Below are 14,394 nucleotides of genomic sequence, written 5' to 3'. Positions count from 1 at the left end.
GTGTCTTCGTTTTTCGTTTCCGACGAAAAAACAAGAAAACAGAAAATTCAGTTAAAATTTATGCGACGCTAGTGATATACTATATTTTATTATTTACAGATAAACAATTTCTTAACAAAATGGAATTTATAATATATAGAGGTATAGTAAGTAATTTTAACTAATTATAAATTTTATTTACTAAATTTAGTAGTTTCATTATATTATCAATAATATAATAATTCAAAGGAGCTTTTTCGTATTTTTTATAATAAAAAGTAGAAATTTGAAAGTTTATTAGGTCTTAAAGCATAAAAATATTGTATTTTAGTTAAAAAAATCCGAACTCTTCTACGAAAGGCCCACTTTAAAGCACCTCGTGAATAGTTCGGATTTTCAATTATTCATTTAAAAATCAAGGGAATCTTGGGAATTGACCGAAATCAGGCTTACGCTTCTCTTTAAATGCATCGCGCCCTTCTTTCGCCTCGTCCGTTGTGTAATAAAGCAATGTCGCGTCGCCTGCCATTTGTTGAAGACCTGCTAAGCCATCTGTATCAGCGTTCATTGCTGCTTTTAAGAAGCGCAGAGCTGTCGGTGACATTTCCAGCATTTCCTCACACCATTTTACCGTTTCATCTTCAAGCTCTGCATATGGGACAACCGTATTGACTAAGCCCATATCTAATGCTTGCTGCGCATCATATTGACGGCATAAATACCAAATTTCACGCGCTTTTTTATGACCGATGATTCGAGCTAAATAGCCTGAACCGTAGCCTGCATCAAATGAGCCTACTTTTGGTCCTGTTTGACCGAAGCGTGCATTATCAGCTGCAATTGTTAAGTCACAAACGACATGTAATACGTGACCGCCACCGATTGCATAGCCTGCTACCATCGCCACAACTGGCTTTGGAATAACGCGAATTAAACGTTGTAAATCAAGTACATTTAAGCGTGGAATTTCATCGTCGCCTACGTAGCCACCATGTCCACGTACTTTTTGGTCTCCGCCTGAGCAGAATGCATGCTCACCTTCACCTGTTAAAATAATAACGCCGATATTTTTATCATCGCGCGCACGTGTAAATGCATCAATTAATTCCACTACCGTTTTTGGTCGGAATGCATTGCGCACTTCTGGACGGTTGATTGTAATTTTTGCAATCCCGTTATAAAATTCATACTTAATATCTTCATACGTATGTAATGAAGTCCACTCACGTGTCATAAAAGTTACCTCCTAAATTTCTTGGAATGCTTCCTTTACTATTGTAGCAAACTCTGCGAGATTTTCCACATGTATTGCATGTCCAGCATCTGCAATTGTTCGATGCTTTGCTTGTGGGATACGCTCCTGCATCCGCTCCGCAATTGCAACAAACTTTGTATCGAGCTGTCCAGTTATAAGTGTAACAGGCATCTTTAGCTCATTTAACTTATCCCATAGCTGTGGCATAGCTCCTGTGCCCATGCCACGCAAGCTATTGGCTAAGCCCTTTTCACGCTGCTGCAAGCGTTCCTCACGTACAGCCTGCTGCACCGCTTTAGGTAATTGCTTTTGCGAGGCAAATAGCGGAATGTTCTCCCAGTGATTCACAAAGGTTATTAGCCCATTTTGCTCAATGCCTTGTGCTAGCTGATTATCTGCTTCTTGACGAGCATTTCGCTCACTTTCTTGTACTAACCCTGGCGACGCACTCTCTAAAATTAATTGTTGAATTCGAGTTGGATATCGCACAGCATAAGAAAGCGCTACACGACCACCAAGTGAATAACCGAGCAAAACAATCGAATGCAAATTTAACTCGTCAAATAGCTTTTCTAACAGCTCTACCTGTGCATCCATCGTATAATGTACTACATCATCTGGGGCATCTGTTAAGCCATGTCCTATTAAATCAACCGCTACTACACGGGCCTGTACTTCAGCTGCCAGCTGCTGCCAAGTACTCGCACTACCAGTAAAGCCATGTAAACAAACGAGAGTTGGCGATAGATGGTCATTCCAACTACGCACATACACCTTTACACCATTTATTTCTGTAACCATGCGCTTAGCTCCTCACCAATGCGCTGCCATAACGCACGATGTGATGCGACATTAACAGTGCGATCTGTCATTACCTCTAACAAACGCAGTGGCTTGTGTTTATTTGCTTGTAACGCTGCTTCAAACGCTGACAACTTTTCTAAACGTTCATATTGTACATCATACATTGCTGCTAGCTCCCTAAACGTTAAAGCTGTTGGCGTACCAAATAAATTTTCATAATGCGCCTCTACACTCGCTTGTGGTAAATAAGAGAAAATGCCGCCGCCATCATTATTCATAACGACAACTGTTAAATCACTTACTTGATAACGTGAAGCAACAAACGCATTCGCATCATGTAAAAAGGCTAAATCCCCAATAAGTAAATAGGTTGGACGCTTATGAACCGTACTGAAGCCAAGTGCTGTAGAAGTCACGCCGTCAATACCGTTCGTCCCACGATTTGCGAAAATGCGGATATCCTTTTGTGTTGCTAGGAAAAACGTATCGATATCACGGATTGGCATACTACTGCTAACGAAAATATCGCTACCATTCGGGATGATTTCTAGCATTTTTTGTACGAATGCCCCTTCATCCTGTGCATGTGCTGAATATTGGAAAACATGCTTTTTCGCAATTTCCTCCGCCTGATGCCATAAAGCTACATAGTCTTCCGCCTTCGCTTGCACTGGGAGCTGTGCCAACCACTCGCCAGGCTTTCCTTGAATAAAATGCGTTGAGCTATTCGTAGAATCGCGGAACAATGCATCTTCATCTATTACGATATAATGTGTTGGCTTAGATGCCGTTAAAAACTGCATTAAAAACTTCGACACAGGCTGTGCACCAAAGCGGATAACCATATGTGGTGCAGCTATTTCTTTAAAATGCTCATTTTTCAATAGCGCATCGTATGTGGATATGACATATGGCAAACAGTCTTCAGGCACATTACTACGCATATTTGCTAAGCTTTCGATTAAAACAGGAAGCTGACAGTTGCGGATAAACGCCCAAAGCGTTGACACATCTGTTCCTAAAGGCATCTCACCAAGCACAATTAAACCTTTTTCTGTTGCATGGATTGCTTGCGTTAAGAAATTACGCGCTTCTGCTGAAGGCACATTTTCATGCATAAAGCTCGCCTGAAATGTTAATTCAGGCAAGTCGCTAAAATCAATTAATAAAGGCTCTCGGAACGGAATATTAATATGCACAGGTCCAAAAGGTGCTGCCATAGCAATTGCTGTTGCCCGTGCGATATGATGCTCAATAAACGACAATGTTTGTGAGGCATCATCTGGAATCGGAAACTCCATCGAATATTTTACATGCTCCCCATATAAACGAATTTGGTCGATTGTTTGTGGTGCTCCTACTTCACGCAGTTCATGTGGGCGATCAGCTGTTAATACAATCAATGGTACACGTGCATATTTCGCCTCAATGATGGCAGGGAAATAATTAGCTGCGGCAGTACCTGAAGTACATAATAAAACAACTGGTTGTCCTTTTGCCTTTGCGATACCTAACGCATAAAAGGCTGCTGCTCGCTCATCGATTTGACGATGCATCTTAAATTTCTCTGTCGATGCAAATGCATAGGCAAGAGGTGTTGAGCGTGAGCCTGGGCTAATGACAACCTCCTCCACACCTTGCTGCAATAAAGAAGCGACGATGCGATACACGTAATTCGTTAATATTTCACGTTCATTCATGAACTGCCCCTCCTAATGCGCGCAGCATCGGTCTGAATTTCACCAATGTTTCCTCATACTCAGACTGCGCCTCAGAATCTGCCACAATGCCGCCCCCTGCATATAAATAGGCTTGATTCCCTACTAATGCAGCAGAGCGAATCGCTACGGCAAATTCTCCGTTGCCATCCGCATCTAACCAGCCAATTGGTGCGGCATATAATCCGCGATTCATCGGCTCTGATTCACGAATAATACTCATCGAATTTTGTCGTGGTACACCACCAAGCGCTGGCGTTGGATGTAAGTCTTTCACTAATTGTAAAATCGTTGCACCTTCAGCCAATTGTCCTTCAACTGGTGTATATAAATGCTGAATATCGCGAATTTTTAACAGCTTTGGCTGCTGTGGTACTTTGACAGTTATACAATTCTTTTCAAAGGTTTCTGTAATCATTTCCACAACATAATGATGCTCACCACGGTTTTTATTATCCTGTAAAAGACTTGTACCTAGTGCATGGTCTTCCTCTGATGTTGCGCCACGTTTAATGGAGCCTGCTATACAGGATGAATAGGCACGCCCATTTTCCACCTTTACTAAACGCTCTGGTGAGGCACCGAAAAATAGCATATCATTGCGTTCTATACCAAATAAATAGCTTTCTGGTTGCTCGTTGACAACATGAGACAAAATTTGCGGTGATGATACAGCCTCCTCGAATTGCAATGCGAGTGAGCGTGCAATCACGACTTTATCCGCCTCTTGTGCTTTAATTTTCGCTGTCACAGCATCTATCGACTGCAAATAAGCTTCTTTATGCGGCTCGCTATATGAAGTAATTTGTGGCTTCACATATGTTTTTACTTCCTTCACCTGTGCCGCATGAATTAAATGGTCGCGTTCTTTACGTAACTCCTCAAACTGCGGTGCTGCATTTTCGCCATCCGTTATTAAATGAATGCTGACATACGCTTTATCATTGCGAATCATGAGCTGATATGTTGCAACGGTAAAATAACTTTCTGGAAAGTTGTCCCATTCACCCACGGTTGTATTTTCTGGGTCAAATGTAAAGCCACCGAATAAAATCGGCTGCAATTCCTCTTCCGTTACAATATTTTTCGTTAATTGCTTCCATTGTTTCTCGACTTCATCAAAGCGCGTATTGGCTAACTGGTTTTCAATTTTATACGCATGCCCTAAGCCGACTAATGTTAATGTTTTCTCTCGATTTTGCCAAAAATAACGCTGCCCTTTGTAAGACTCTTCCCCAGCCGCAAAAAAGGCAAGTGCCGACAGACGGCTTACCTCAATTGTTTCCATATAGAAGATTAAAGAGCTCGCTTCCACCTCAGTGGCATTGTACCACTTTTGTTGCATGAAAATTCCCTCCGTTGTTGCAATCGAAATTACTCGATTACCTCGTCGTACATCTATACTATCATATCACTTTTTTGCCTATTGCAATATGGTTAAGCATATACACTATCCATTTTCCTCGTATTCGTTTAAAATAGATTCGATACTATTTGAAGGAGAGAAGGAAATTGACGAAGGTAATTGAGGCAGATCGGGGCTTTCAAGTATGGTGGCATTTAACGCGTCCACATACATTAACAGCTTCATTCGCTCCAGTATTTTTAGGAACGGCGATTGCTGCCACTATTTCACAGCATGACATTAATTTTTTGTTATTTTTCGCCATGCTAATTGCCAGCATGTTAATTCAAGCGGCAACAAATATGTTTAATGAATATTATGATTATAAACTTGGGCTAGACAACGAAAATTCTGTCGGCATAGGCGGCACAATTGTGCGGCATGGTGTCGCACCAAAAACGATTATGATGATTGCTCTTAGCTTTTACGGCATTGCGCTATTACTCGGTATTTATATTTGCGCTGTCTCCTCTTGGTGGCTTGCTATTGTAGGGCTTGCTTGCATGCTGATTGGCTATTTGTACACAGGTGGTCCAATTCCAATTGCCTATACACCTTTTGGAGAGCTTGTATCGGGCGCAGTGATGGGCATGGGCATTGTCCTGATTGCTTTCTTCATTCAAACAGGCACTGTGACATTAGAGGCGGTACTGCTATCTGTGCCAAGCATGATTTTAGTTGGTGGCATTATGCTATCTAATAATATTCGTGATATCGTTGGCGATACAGAGGGCGGACGCAAAACAATGGCCATTTTAGTTGGGCGTGACCATGCTGTAACGATTTTATCGCTATTTTTCATCGTTTCTTATTTATGGATAATCGGACTTGTTGTTATTGATGATATTTCGGCATGGTCGCTGCTTGTTGTATTAAGCCTACCGATGCCATTAAAAGCAATTGCTGTATTTAGAGCGCACAAAGCACCGAAAGATGTTATGCCTGCAATGAAATTCACAGCACAAACGAACACGTTTTTTGTCTTTTTACTAGGTGTTGGATTGCTCGTAGGTTATTTTTTATAGTGTAAGGACGTTATGGCTTGATTGCATGTCATAACGTCTTTTTTGATGACTTCCGTTCAATACATTTGCACTTTAGTTTATCTGCGAATATTAGACATATATCTGCGATTTTTCATGATATATCTGCGATTTTTCATGATATATCTGCGAAATTTCACAACATATCTGCGAAGCCTCAAAAAAAATGCTAGGAACGACAATGTTCCTAGCACTTGTATTATTATTTAAAAGCCTGTGCTGCCGCCACAGCCTTTTTCCAGCCACCATAAATTGTTTCACGGTGTGCCTCATCCATATCTGGCGTGAATTGACGGTCTAAATTCCAATATTTGCCGATGTCCTCTGTCGATTGCCAGTAGCCTACTGCAAGCCCTGCTAAGTATGCTGCACCTAAAGCTGTTGTCTCATTAATAACAGGTCGGTCAACAGGCACATTTAATAAATCTGCTTGGAATTGCATTAAGAAGTTATTTGCTACTGCACCACCATCAACACGTAGCTTTGCTAATGGAATATTGGCATCCGCCTCCATCGCACTTAATACATCCTTCGTTTGATAGGCTAATGATTCAAGCGTTGCACGTACGAAATGCTCTTTTGATGTACCGCGTGTTAAGCCGAACACTGCACCACGCACATCTGAATCCCAATAAGGCGTGCCTAGCCCAACGAATGCAGGAACAACATAGACACCCTCTGTTGACTCTACGCGCTCTGCATATTGCTCTGACTCAGCAGCCGAGCGGAACATGCGCAAGCCATCACGCAACCATTGAATCGCAGAGCCCGCTACGAAAATACTACCTTCTAACGCATATGTCACTTTGCCATCTAAGCCCCATGCAAGTGTCGTTAACAAGCCATTGCTCGATTTCACCGCTTTTTCACCTGTATTCATTAGCATAAAGCAGCCTGTGCCATATGTGTTTTTCACCATACCTTCCTCGAAGCATGCCTGACCGAATAACGCTGCTTGCTGGTCACCGGCTGCACCTGCGATTGGTACGGCAGCGCCGAAGAATAATGATTCCTCTGTATAGCCATACACTTCAGAAGATGGGCGTACCTCTGGCAGCATCGCAGCTGGCACATTTAAAATTTCTAGCAGTTCCTCATCCCATTTTAAATCATAAATATTGTACATTAATGTACGAGAAGCGTTGGAGTAATCTGTTACGTGCACTTTGCCACCAGATAGCTTCCAGATCAACCACGTATCAATTGTACCGAATAATAAATCGCCTGCCTCCGCTTGCGTACGAGCACCTTCTACATTATCTAGAATCCATTTTACCTTCGTACCAGAGAAGTACGCATCGATTAATAAACCTGTTTTATCGCGGAACAAATCATTGTAACCGTTTTCTTTCAATTCCTCACAAATCGCATTTGTTTGGCGTGATTGCCATACAATCGCATTATAAACCGGCTTACCTGTATGCTTATTCCAAACAACTGTCGTTTCGCGCTGGTTCGTAATACCAATTCCGGCAATGTGCTTCGATTCAATGCCTTTTTCAGTTAATACTGTAGCAATACAAGATAAAATGGATGACCAAATTTCCTCTGCATTGTGTTCTACCCAGCCTGCTTGTGGGAAATATTGATGAAACTCTTGCTGTGCTGTGTGTACAATGTTACCGTTTTCATCAAACAGCATCGCACGTGAGCTTGTTGTCCCCTGATCTAACGCTAAAATATATTTTTTCTCTGTCATAAAAATTACCTCCAATTTTATGTTTATTATACATTAATCACGTACATTTTTTACTGTCGCTTGTGCACCTGCGAAAATTGCCACAATGACAACCGCTAAAACCCAAAATGCTACGCTGTTTTTACCTTCAAATAGTTGCTGGAAAAATAATGCACCGAAAGCGCCTCCAATAATTGGACCAACTACTGGCACCCATGCATATGACCAACCTGAATCACGCTTACCTGGAATTGGTAAGAAAAAGTGTGCAATACGCGGGCCTAAATCACGCGCTGGATTAATTGCATAGCCAGTTGGACCACCAAGTGCCATACCGATAACAACGATTAACATACCGACTAAAAATGGATTTAAACCATCTGTAATCGTATTTGTACCTAATGCTAAAATACCTAAAACAAGAATAAATGTACCGATGATTTCTGAAATCAAATTTGATAATGGATGTTTAATTGCTGGCATTGTCGAGAATACAGCCAGTTTAGCATCCGCATCCTCTGTACCTTTCCAATGCGGTAAATACATGAAGTACACTAATGTTGCCCCTAACATAGCGCCTAGCATTTGTGCCACGATATAAAGAGGCACATCTGCCCATGGGAAATCTCCAATTGTTGCTAATGCAATCGTTAACGCTGGATTTAAATGTGCTCCACTAATTCCTCCTACCGCATAAGCAGCCATTGCAACCGCTAAGCCCCATGCAAATGTGATAACAACCCAGCCGCCACCATTTCCTTTCGATTTGTACAATAATGCCCCTGCCACAACGCCTCCACCAAACAAAATAAGAATCATCGTGCCAATCAGCTCTGCCGTAAATGTAGACATTTTTTATCCCCCTTTAGTAAATGTGTATTAAGCGAGGACGCAAAAAAGACCCACATTTAAACAGCCTGCAAAAATTTTGCAGATGAATAAATGTGGGTCCCTTTTCCTAACCACGCTTTTATGAACTTGTATTCATTCTAATAGATAAATAAATGATAGTCAACTCATTTTTTTGAAATTTTCCCATAATTTTTTATTAGACGTTGTAATGGCAATTGCCCCTGCTGAAATTGCTTGCTCAATATGCTCTGTAGAGCGTATTAAACCACCAGTAATGACAGGTGTTTGCGTGCGCTCATAAATTTCCGCAATCATGGATGGAATAATGCCTGGCAATAGCTCAATATAATCAGGCTTCGCTGCTTCAATCATCGTATAGCTTTTTTCAAGCGCAATCGTATCAATTAAAAAGACACGTTGAATCGCTATGATGCCACGTGATTTCGCTTTAATTAATACATTGGAACGTGTCGAAATAATGCCTGCTGGCCGAATATCATTACATAGAAAATCTGCAGCAAAATTGTCCGTTTTCAAGCCATGAATTAAATCTGCATGAATAATTAACTTCTTCCCAAAGCGCTCTGCCTCGCGTTTCAAAGATAATAACAAGCTTATATGTACCTCTAGCAATACGACATACTCAAAGGAGCTATTCATTATTTCATCAAATTGCTTGACAGTGCGCGCTGCAGGAATTATTTTTTGCCCATTAAAATACATGCCACTCCCCCTTATAAAAGAGGCTGCCTGAACGATTCAGGCAACCTACGCTACATTACTTAGCTGTTGTTGCTCTTGTTATTTCTTGCTCTAGCTGCCCTTCATACTGTTGACGCTGCTCTGCTGTCCAGCTAAGCATTTTCGCCATTTCATTTAAAATTTCTGCTTTATATTGTTGTACAAGTGCAATATTAAAGAACATATAGCCTGTACGGCGAATCATAAAGTCATTCGGATGTGTCACTAGCTCATGCTCAATACTATAGCGAAGCTGTGCATAAAGCCAAGCTGGTAATGCCGTATCATTGTCTTGCATATAAGCAAATACTGTATCTACATTGCTGCCATAGTGCTGTGCCATATATGCAGATTGCTGCTCTGTTAAACCAAGCTCAACACCTTTTTTTGTTTGCTTATATAAAAATGCCTTCAAATTGCGCGAGCCACCAATTTCTCCACCTGAAATGGCAATGTTTTTTGTGCTGCATGGTGCTATTGATTTATTTAATTTTGGCGCTAGCTCTTTGACAACCATATCAAGCACCGATTCTGCCATTTTGCGATAGCCTGTTAACTTCCCCCCAGCTATTGTTACAAGCCCTGATGCCGATGTCCACACTTCATCTTTGCGCGAAATTTCCGATGGGTTTTTACCATCCTCGTGAATTAGTGGACGCACACCAGCCCAGCTTGATTCAATATCAGCATCTGTCACTTGCACTTTCGGAAACATATAATGAATAGCCTCCATTAAATAATCGCGGTCACTTTGCTCAATATCCATACTACGTGGATCACCTTTATAAAATGTGTCCGTCGTACCTACATATGTTTTGCCATCTCGTGGAATTGCAAATACCATACGACCATCTGGCGTGTCAAAATACACCGCCTGACGCAGCGGGAATTTTGATTCGTCAAAAACAATATGCACACCTTTAGACAAAATTAAATGCTTGCCTTGCTGTGCCCCCTCTATTTTTCGCACTTCATCAACCCAAGGGCCTGCTGCATTAATAACCGTTTTAGCACGGATCGTAAAGCTTTCATCACCAATTACATCCTGTGCAACAATGCCATTTATTTTTTGATTGTCATCATAAATAAATTGCTGTGCCTTTGTATAATTTAATAAAGTTGCGCCTTTAGCAATTGCTGCTTTTGCAACTTCAATCGTTAGGCGAGCATCATCTGTCCGATATTCTACATAAACGCCGCCACCAAGCAGCCCTTGCGTTTTTACTAATGGTTCCTTGCTTCTAGTTTGAATCGCATTTAACATAGAACGGCGTTCAGAACGCTTCACACCAGCTAAAAAATCATAGACGCGTAAGCCAACATTCGTTGAAAATTTACCAAATGTCCCGCCTTTATGAAACGGCAATAGCATCCAAACAGGCGTTGTTACATGTGGACCATTTTCATAAACAATTGCACGCTCCTTCCCTAATTCGGCAACCTCTTTCACTTCAAACTGCTTTAAATAACGCAACCCTCCATGCACCAATTTTGTTGAACGACTTGAAGTCCCTGCCGCAAAATCCTGCATTTCTACTAAAGCAACAGACAAGCCACGTGCACTTGCATCTAAAGCAACACCACAGCCTGTAATCCCACCACCAATAACTAATACATCATATTCCTGACCTTGCAATTCTTCAATAATTTGTTGACGTTGTAATGCTGAAGCTGAACTCATCGCATTTTCCTCCTTCATATACGAAAAAAGAGACTATTAAAAGCATATATACTCAATGCATATATGTTCTTAACGGTCTCTCAATCGCTCATACCAATTATTAACTTATCATTATTTTAACTTGCCTTTTTAAAAAAGGCAAGTTAAAACATTTTAGGTGCCAGGCACACACACAATTTCCACACAATTCAACAGCATTATTTCGTCGCATAGGCTACGATACAATCATGTAAATACTGTGAAGCGCCAGCTGTCACGCGCTCATCGTAGTATGCCGTAAAACGCTCATCTGCCACATACATTGCTGCTAACCCTGCATGTGCTTCCTTCGAGTAATCCTTCCAAGAAAACATTAACCAACGCTTGTGCAATTCAGCAACCTCCTGACCTAATTCAGATGCTGGGTTTCCATCTGCCATTGCCTCACGTAAGCGCTCAAATAGGCTTTGCTCTAGCTGCCCCATTTCTTCAAATTGCTGCTCCGTCATATTCAACCACTTCTTATTGGAAGCCTCAACCGCTTCGTTGCCGTAGCGTTGACGAATTTCCTCGCCAAATTTCTCTTCATTTTGCTGTAACATTTTTTCTTTAAAGCCTTTGAATTTTTCTTCGTTTGACATATTTTTTCCCCCCTGTAATGCTTCAATTGTTTGATCCACCGTTTGTAGCAATTGCTGAATCATTGCATTTTTCTCTAGCAATTGCTGACGATGACATTCTAATGCATCCATCACATTAAAATTCGGCGCATGAATGATGTCTTTAATTTGCTCCAACTTCATATCTAGTGCCCGATAAAACAAAATTTGCTGCAATAAGTCAATCTCCTTCTGCGAATAAATTCGATAGCCGGCATCATTTTTCATCGCAGGAGACAGCAGCCCAATTTCATCGTAATAGCGCAACGTACGTGTGCTTACACCCGATAGCTTTGCCAGTTCATTAATTTTCATCTGTTCATCACCTCTATGCTTACTATAAATGTTGACGTAGCGTCAAGGTCAACAGTTTTGTATAATTATTTTTAACAGGAGGAGAAAATAATGAATCAACTACAAATCGCTCTACAACTTCGCAAAGACAACAAGCTTACCGAATCAAATAAATTATTTGTGCAGCTAGCGGCACAGCACCCTGATGATGCTTATTTACAATATCAATGCGCTTGGAGCTTTGACGTTCTTGGTGAGGAGACACAGGCTGTTCCATACTATGAAAAGGCTATTCAAGGCGAATTAAATGCCGAAGACATGGCAAATGCCTATTTAGGACTTGGCAGCACATTTAGAACGCTTGGCAAATATCAACAATCATAAGAAACACTAAGTAAAGCAATTGCATTATTCCCAGAAAATCAAGCACTTCAAGTGTTTTATGCAATGACATTATACAACTTAAATGAGCATTCAAATGCAATGGAGCTATTGTTAAACTGTATTGCTAACAGCTCTACAGATGTCAACATTCAAAAATACAAAAGAGCTATTCAATTTTATGCAGAGAAATTAGATGAAACATGGTAATAGTACTTTTAACCTTTCTCTATAAAAATATTCCGATTTATAGACTTTCCTATTATTATAAAATAAAGGAGGTGAAAATAGTTTGAAGTACAAGCAGCTTGAAGCTATTATGAGGAGGGTTGATAGTCAATGTCCTGACTATCATTATTTTGTAGAACAGCATGCATTAGCTGCTGCTGGTATTGCAGGCGAGAATGAGGTTTTTTATTTTTTGCAAGAGCTGGCTATGCCTCATCAGATTTTGCGTAATTTTTGTTTAATTGATTTTGCAGCACATAGACATGAAATGGATTTTCTCATTATTTTTTCATCTTTCATTCTTTGTTTGGAGGTGAAAAACATAGCAGGGCAATTAAATTTTGATGTTGAGGCATCACAATTGCTACGAACTCGTGCTGATGGCGTTATCGAACGCTTTCCAAACCCTGTTGCCCAACTAACACGTCATATCCGTTTTCTGTCTTCTCTTTTTCCCCATATCCCTATCGTTGGTTCAGTAGTCATTGCAAACCGCCGCGTAATTATCGGTAGCCGACGAAATACACATATCCCCATCTTTCATGCAGATTACCTTCATAGCTTTATTGAGAGTAGCCTAAAGCAATATACTAAGCCCGTCCTCCAAATCAACACTTTTTATGAACAACTTCTAACCATGCAAGCCCCTACAATAAAACCATTTTCGTTCACATTAGCAGATTTTAAAAAAGGTGTGTTTTGTGAAAAATGTAGTTATAAAATGCATTTTATACAAGGTCGATTCATTTGCTCAAACTGTCACCATCAAGATAAATTTGCTCATTTTCAAGCATTAGCTGATTTTCGCTTATTAGTAGATTCGAAAATTACAAATCAGGAGTTTCGTACACTTTGTGAGATTTCCTCGAGATATGCAGCAAAGCGTTTGTTAAAATATTTACCTATAATCAAGCAAGGCAGAACTACTTATTACGAGATTCCTGAGCAAATTGTTACAATCGCCCCTCATTCGCCCAATTAGCTAGAAAATTCGCCCGATTCCACAGTCAATTCGCCCGCAAACAGTCTACATTCGCCCATTTTTGTTTTGGTCATTCTCTTCTACACAAATAAAAAAGCAGTAAACGTCTCGAAGACATGCACTGCTTTTTGAATGACCCGTACGGGATTCGAACCCGTGTTACCGCCGTGAAAGGGCGGTGTCTTAACCACTTGACCAACGGGCCAGCTTTGCTGGCGGAGAAGGAGGGATTTGAACCCTCGCGCCGGTCACCCGACCTACGCCCTTAGCAGGGGCGCCTCTTCGGCCTCTTGAGTACTTCCCCATATGGCTCCGAAGGCAGGGCTCGAACCTGCGACCAACCGGTTAACAGCCGGTTGCTCTACCACTGAGCTACTTCGGAATAATTTTTTGGTGGGCCTAAATGGACTCGAACCATCGACCTCACGCTTATCAGGCGTGCGCTCTAACCAGCTGAGCTATAGGCCCTTATTGGAGCGGGTGATCGGAATCGAACCGACGACATCAGCTTGGAAGGCTGAGGTTTTACCATTAAACTACACCCGCACATACATGGTGGGTCAGGACGGAATCGAACCGCCGACACTTAGAGCTTCAATCTAATGCTCTACCAACTGAGCTACTGACCCATATTTTTTAAAAATGGCGGTCCCGACCGGGATCGAACCGGCGATCTCCTGCGTGACAGGCAGGCATGTTAACCGCTACACCACGG

At 41.3% G+C, this 14,394-nt stretch carries 11 protein-coding genes, 6 tRNA genes and 1 pseudogene; 3 read left to right on the top strand and 15 right to left on the bottom strand.

Annotation, left to right across the window (positions count from 1 at the left end; genetic code table 11):
• Window positions 1-394 precede the first annotated feature (394 nt).
• The 4 genes from menB to M3Z76_RS19030 are packed head-to-tail and all read right to left on the bottom strand — an operon-like array spanning window position 395 to window position 5,101.
• Entirely contained in the window at window positions 395-1,213 is an 819-nt protein-coding gene (gene menB, locus M3Z76_RS19045) for a 1,4-dihydroxy-2-naphthoyl-CoA synthase (RefSeq protein WP_293929743.1), read from the bottom strand.
• A 12-nt stretch (window positions 1,214-1,225) separates the two neighbouring features.
• Window positions 1,226-2,035 carry a 2-succinyl-6-hydroxy-2,4-cyclohexadiene-1-carboxylate synthase gene (menH, locus tag M3Z76_RS19040; RefSeq protein ID WP_293929742.1) on the bottom strand — a complete coding sequence of 270 codons (810 nt, stop codon included), beginning with the start codon at window positions 2,033-2,035 and terminating at the stop codon, window positions 1,226-1,228.
• Window positions 2,020-3,738, bottom strand: a complete 1,719-nt coding sequence (gene menD / locus M3Z76_RS19035) for a 2-succinyl-5-enolpyruvyl-6-hydroxy-3-cyclohexene-1-carboxylic-acid synthase (RefSeq protein WP_293929741.1) — start codon at window positions 3,736-3,738, stop codon at window positions 2,020-2,022. Before menD ends, menH begins: the two co-directional genes overlap by 16 nt.
• Window positions 3,731-5,101 carry an isochorismate synthase gene (locus M3Z76_RS19030; RefSeq protein WP_293929740.1) on the bottom strand — a complete coding sequence of 457 codons (1,371 nt, stop codon included), beginning with the start codon at window positions 5,099-5,101 and terminating at the stop codon, window positions 3,731-3,733. Before M3Z76_RS19030 ends, menD begins: the two co-directional genes overlap by 8 nt.
• Window positions 5,102-5,268: 167 nt before the next feature.
• Between M3Z76_RS19030 and M3Z76_RS19025 the strand changes: the two genes are divergently transcribed.
• Window positions 5,269-6,186: a 1,4-dihydroxy-2-naphthoate polyprenyltransferase gene (locus tag M3Z76_RS19025; RefSeq protein ID WP_293929739.1), complete on the top strand. Its 918-nt coding sequence runs from the start codon at window positions 5,269-5,271 to the stop codon at window positions 6,184-6,186.
• Between the two features lie 220 nt (window positions 6,187-6,406).
• On the opposite strand, the gene glpK is transcribed toward M3Z76_RS19025, so the two are convergent.
• The 5 genes from glpK to M3Z76_RS19000 form a co-directional block, all read right to left on the bottom strand.
• Window positions 6,407-7,903: a glycerol kinase GlpK gene (gene glpK / locus M3Z76_RS19020; RefSeq protein WP_293929738.1), complete on the bottom strand. Its 1,497-nt coding sequence runs from the start codon at window positions 7,901-7,903 to the stop codon at window positions 6,407-6,409.
• 33 nt (window positions 7,904-7,936) lie between these two features.
• Complete coding sequence (locus tag M3Z76_RS19015; protein ID WP_293929737.1) at window positions 7,937-8,734, bottom strand: MIP/aquaporin family protein; 798 nt, start codon at window positions 8,732-8,734, stop codon at window positions 7,937-7,939.
• 159 nt (window positions 8,735-8,893) lie between these two features.
• Window positions 8,894-9,457 carry a glycerol-3-phosphate responsive antiterminator gene (locus tag M3Z76_RS19010; RefSeq protein ID WP_293929736.1) on the bottom strand — a complete coding sequence of 188 codons (564 nt, stop codon included), beginning with the start codon at window positions 9,455-9,457 and terminating at the stop codon, window positions 8,894-8,896.
• 55 nt (window positions 9,458-9,512) lie between these two features.
• Window positions 9,513-11,156 (bottom strand): glycerol-3-phosphate dehydrogenase/oxidase, encoded by a 1,644-nt coding sequence (locus tag M3Z76_RS19005; protein ID WP_293929735.1) that lies wholly within the window; start codon window positions 11,154-11,156, stop codon window positions 9,513-9,515.
• 197 nt (window positions 11,157-11,353) lie between these two features.
• Entirely contained in the window at window positions 11,354-12,109 is a 756-nt protein-coding gene (locus M3Z76_RS19000; RefSeq protein ID WP_293929734.1) for a MerR family transcriptional regulator, read from the bottom strand.
• A gap of 87 nt (window positions 12,110-12,196) precedes the next feature.
• Here M3Z76_RS19000 and M3Z76_RS18995 point away from each other — a divergent pair.
• Together M3Z76_RS18995 and M3Z76_RS18990 are read left to right on the top strand one after the other, a co-directional pair.
• Window positions 12,197-12,679: pseudogene (locus M3Z76_RS18995) on the top strand (tetratricopeptide repeat protein).
• A gap of 82 nt (window positions 12,680-12,761) precedes the next feature.
• Window positions 12,762-13,679 (top strand): NERD domain-containing protein, encoded by a 918-nt coding sequence (locus tag M3Z76_RS18990; protein WP_293929733.1) that lies wholly within the window; start codon window positions 12,762-12,764, stop codon window positions 13,677-13,679.
• 133 nt (window positions 13,680-13,812) lie between these two features.
• Here the strand turns inward: M3Z76_RS18990 and M3Z76_RS18985 are convergent.
• The 6 genes from M3Z76_RS18985 to M3Z76_RS18960 all read right to left on the bottom strand — a co-directional run bounded on the left by M3Z76_RS18985 (window position 13,813) and on the right by M3Z76_RS18960 (window position 14,308).
• Window positions 13,813-13,884: transfer RNA gene (locus tag M3Z76_RS18985), tRNA-Glu, on the bottom strand.
• Window positions 13,885-13,892: 8 nt separating this feature from the next.
• Window positions 13,893-13,983: transfer RNA gene (locus tag M3Z76_RS18980), tRNA-Ser, on the bottom strand.
• A gap of 3 nt (window positions 13,984-13,986) precedes the next feature.
• Window positions 13,987-14,061, bottom strand: a tRNA-Asn gene (locus M3Z76_RS18975).
• Between the two features lie 9 nt (window positions 14,062-14,070).
• Window positions 14,071-14,147: transfer RNA gene (locus M3Z76_RS18970), tRNA-Ile, on the bottom strand.
• A gap of 4 nt (window positions 14,148-14,151) precedes the next feature.
• Window positions 14,152-14,225, bottom strand: a tRNA-Gly gene (locus M3Z76_RS18965).
• Between the two features lie 7 nt (window positions 14,226-14,232).
• Window positions 14,233-14,308, bottom strand: a tRNA-Phe gene (locus M3Z76_RS18960).
• Between the last annotated feature and the right edge of the window lie 86 nt (window positions 14,309-14,394).

It is taken from the genome of Metasolibacillus sp., assembly GCF_025291715.1.
GTDB lineage: Bacteria > Bacillota > Bacilli > Bacillales_A > Planococcaceae > Metasolibacillus > Metasolibacillus louembei.
The sequence above is the reverse complement of the archived record's forward strand: the minus strand, read 5'-3'. Positions and strand labels throughout refer to the sequence as shown.

Excerpts from the sequence above, each read along its gene's own strand:
- menH (WP_293929742.1), bottom strand. The coding sequence starts at position 2,035 with ATGGTTACAGAAATAAATGGTGTAAAGGTGTATGTGCGTAGTTGGAAT.
- M3Z76_RS19000 (WP_293929734.1), bottom strand. The coding sequence starts at position 12,109 with ATGAAAATTAATGAACTGGCAAAGCTATCGGGTGTAAGCACACGTACG.
- M3Z76_RS19015 (WP_293929737.1), bottom strand. The coding sequence starts at position 8,734 with ATGTCTACATTTACGGCAGAGCTGATTGGCACGATGATTCTTATTTTG.
- M3Z76_RS19030 (WP_293929740.1), bottom strand. The coding sequence starts at position 5,101 with ATGCAACAAAAGTGGTACAATGCCACTGAGGTGGAAGCGAGCTCTTTA.
- menD (WP_293929741.1), bottom strand. The coding sequence starts at position 3,738 with ATGAATGAACGTGAAATATTAACGAATTACGTGTATCGCATCGTCGCT.
- glpK (WP_293929738.1), bottom strand. The coding sequence starts at position 7,903 with ATGACAGAGAAAAAATATATTTTAGCGTTAGATCAGGGGACAACAAGC.
- M3Z76_RS19010 (WP_293929736.1), bottom strand. The coding sequence starts at position 9,457 with ATGTATTTTAATGGGCAAAAAATAATTCCTGCAGCGCGCACTGTCAAG.
- menB (WP_293929743.1), bottom strand. The coding sequence starts at position 1,213 with ATGACACGTGAGTGGACTTCATTACATACGTATGAAGATATTAAGTAT.
- M3Z76_RS19005 (WP_293929735.1), bottom strand. The coding sequence starts at position 11,156 with ATGAGTTCAGCTTCAGCATTACAACGTCAACAAATTATTGAAGAATTG.